1 protein-coding gene is annotated in these 3,162 nt (G+C 59.5%); it reads right to left on the reverse strand.

The features are described from left to right. Nucleotides 1-2 precede the first annotated feature (2 nt). On the reverse strand, nt 3-2,159 hold the full coding sequence (locus MRBLPB4O_RS00660) for a type I secretion system permease/ATPase (protein WP_341797248.1): 2,157 nt from the start codon (nt 2,157-2,159) through the stop codon (nt 3-5). Nucleotides 2,160-3,162: the final 1,003 nt, after the last annotated feature.

Consider the following 3,162-nt stretch of genomic DNA (forward strand, 5'->3'; position numbering starts at 1 on the left):
GCTTATGCAACACTGATCTGCCCCTTCTTCAGCGCATCCATGACCGCGGCTTTCGGGCCGTCGGCGACAATCTGCCCGCGATCGATCACGATCAGCCGGTCCACCAGCGACAGCAGCGAGGCCCGGTGCGTGACCAACAGTACCGTCTTGCTTTCCACCACCGCTTGCAGGCGCTGCTTGAGGCGCTCTTCGCCGGTGTTGTCCATGGCACTGGTCGGCTCGTCCAGCAACAGGATTTGCGGGTTGAGCAGCAGCGCACGGCCCAGGGCTACGTTCTGCCGCTGGCCGCCGGACAGGTTCTGCCCGCGCTCACCCACTTGCAGCTCGTAACCGTCCGGGTGCAAACGGGCAAATTCATGAACACCCGCCAGCTCGGCGGCCTGCAGGATCAGTTCGTCCTCGATGTAACGGGCACCGCTGACCAGGTTGTCGCGCAGGGTACCGGCCAACAGCTGGATGTCCTGCGGTACATAGCCGATGTTGTGGCGCAGTTCGCTGACGTCGATCTGGCGAATGTCCACGCCATCGACCAGCAGCGAGCCGCCATCGGCCTCGTACAGGCCGACGATGAGCTTGGCCAGCGAGCTCTTGCCCGAGCCACTGCGGCCGATGATGCCGACTTTTTCGCCGGGGCGGATGGTCAGGTTGATGTTCTTCAGCGCCAGGTTCTGCTGGTTCGGGTAGGTGAAATCAACCCCGCGGAACTCGACACTACCCTGCAGTACCTTGCGGCTCAGCGGGCGCTCCTCGAAGTTGCGCTCTTGCGGCAGTTCCATCATGTGGTCTGTGGCCACCATGGTGACCTTGGCTTGCTGGTAGCGGGCAAGCAAGCCGTTGAGCGAGGCCAGTGGCCCGAGCGCCCGACCGCTAAGCATGTAGCACGCCACCAGACCGCCCATGCTCAAGTTGCCGTCGATGATCAGGTACACGCCAACGCAGATCATCGCCACGCCAGCCAGCTGCTGGATGAGCATGGTGATGTTCATCGCCAGGCTCGACAGCACCTTCACGCGCAGTTCCAGGCGGCTGAGGGTGCCCAGGGTCTGCTCCCACATGTACTGGCGTTCACTTTCGGCGTTGTTGACCTTTACCGCATCCAGGCCGGCCAGGGTTTCGATCAGGCTGGACTGGCGCTCGGAGGCCAGGGCCATGGTCCGCTCCATGGTCGCCATCAGCGGCCGTTGCAAGGCATAGCCGATGCCCAGGGCCAGCGGGAAGGCAATGATCGGGATCCACACCAGGTGCCCGCCAATGATGGCGATGACGATCAGGATAAGAATGGTGAACGGCAGGTCGATCAGGCTGGTCAGGGTCAATGAGGCGAGGAAGTCGCGCAGGCCCTGGAACTCGTGAATGTTCTGGGCAAAGCTGCCGACCCTGGCCGGGCGGTACTTCATCGACATGCCGACGATGCGCTCGAACAGCGTCGCCGAGATGATCAGGTCGGTCTTCTTGCCGGCCAGGTCCAGGCAAAGGCCTCGCAGCCCCTTGAGGATCAGGTCGAAGATGTAGGCGCCGGCGATACCGATGGCCAGCACCCAGAGCGTTGACGTTGCCTGGTTGGGCACCACACGGTCATACACGTTCATCACAAACAGCGGCGCAGCCAGGGCGATCAGGTTGATCACCAGGCTGGCGGCGATGGCGTCGATATACAGCCACTTGCTGCGCAGCAGGGTATCGCGGAACCACGACTTTGCCCGCGGGATGAGGTTGCCGTGGTTGACGTCGAACTTGTGCTGCGGCTGGGCGAAGAATACCCGGCCGCTATAGTCGCTTTGCAGGGCTTCGCGGCTGACATGCACCTCGCCGCCGTCGCTCTCGCTGAGCAACAGGCGCGCGGTATCTTCGTTCTCCCAGCCTAGCAGGACGGCACTGCGGCCTTCCTTCAGCAGTAGCATCGCCGGCATGGCGATGCTCGGGATCTGCTCCAGCTTGCGCTGCAGCAGACGCCCTTGCAGGCCGGCCCGGGCGGCGGCACGGGGCAGCAGCTCGGGGCTCAGGCGCTGGGCGGGCAGCGGCAGGCCGGTGGTCAGCATGACCCGGCTGGCGGGTTTCTGGTGCAGGACACACAGGCTCAGCAGGCTATCCAGCAAGGGATCGTCATGCTGACTGCGTGGATCATGGCTGAGTTGGACTCGACTGACTTCAGATTCCACGCGGCGCTCTCTTCATCCTTGTGGTGGGTGGGGTGGGTGTGCCGCCGTTAAGTCTGGCCGGCTCGCCCTGGCTTTCAATGGTGCTGCAAAGCGGTGTAGGTGGGGCTACGACGCCCTTATGGCTGAGCAGACGGCCAATGGTCGCCTCGAATCGACACTGAGTAAACAATTGTACGTCGTTCATTGCTACCAGACTGCTCCCGAGCAGTGGGTGTTTCATTTTTGATCCGGTATGGGTACAGGCTGAAGCACTTTCAGCAGCATAGCCTGCCCGCCAGACAGTGAGTGGGCCGCCTATGATCGATCTTTGTCTTCGTCATTTAATGGGCGCTGATTTGTTGACGGTTTTAAAAGTGCTGATCGTTAAAATTCATCGTACAAAATCTGCTTGCACGCTTGGCGCTGGTTCAGAAATCGTCAAGGGTTTGCCATCATCGCCGTGTCAGTATCTGCGCAATCGTTCTCTATCTATCTGATCTGCGATGAAGCGTTGTTGCAGGCCGGGCGCTGTAAAAGGCTTTGGCGTTGGCTCGAACCCTATACAGCCCCGATGTTGCCTCGTTTGGACGCCCCGGCCTGTCCGGTTTCAGGCAAGGTTTGTGCTTGTATGGAGTTAGCAGCCTGGCGCGCGAAAGTAATCTGAAAATTGACGCGTGCAGGCTTGACGGTTGCCGATGGGCGGCTGTTCTGCAGCATTAGATGCCAATGTCCAGGCGTTAAAAACATTGCTCGAACTAGCGTTAAGCAAGCTTTCGATGATGTACGACATTTGTCCTCAATGAACGGTTGGCTAAGGTACAAATATCAATGTGACATTACATTGCCGATTGTTTAGGATGGCCTCTATAAGGTCAATAGTTTGGCATTTAAGTAATTCCAAATAGTTATAGGCGAAAAATTGACGCAATAAAGCGTCAAGAGATCATCGACATAGTTCCGCCTGCAGTGGCTTGCGAGTGCCGCTCTGGCATGGAAGTACCCATAGGGTCACACGGAGAGTCCA

Origin of the sequence: Pseudomonas sp. LPB4.O (assembly GCF_038383825.1) — a bacterium.
GTDB classification, from domain to species: Bacteria; Pseudomonadota; Gammaproteobacteria; order Pseudomonadales; family Pseudomonadaceae; genus Aquipseudomonas; species Aquipseudomonas putida.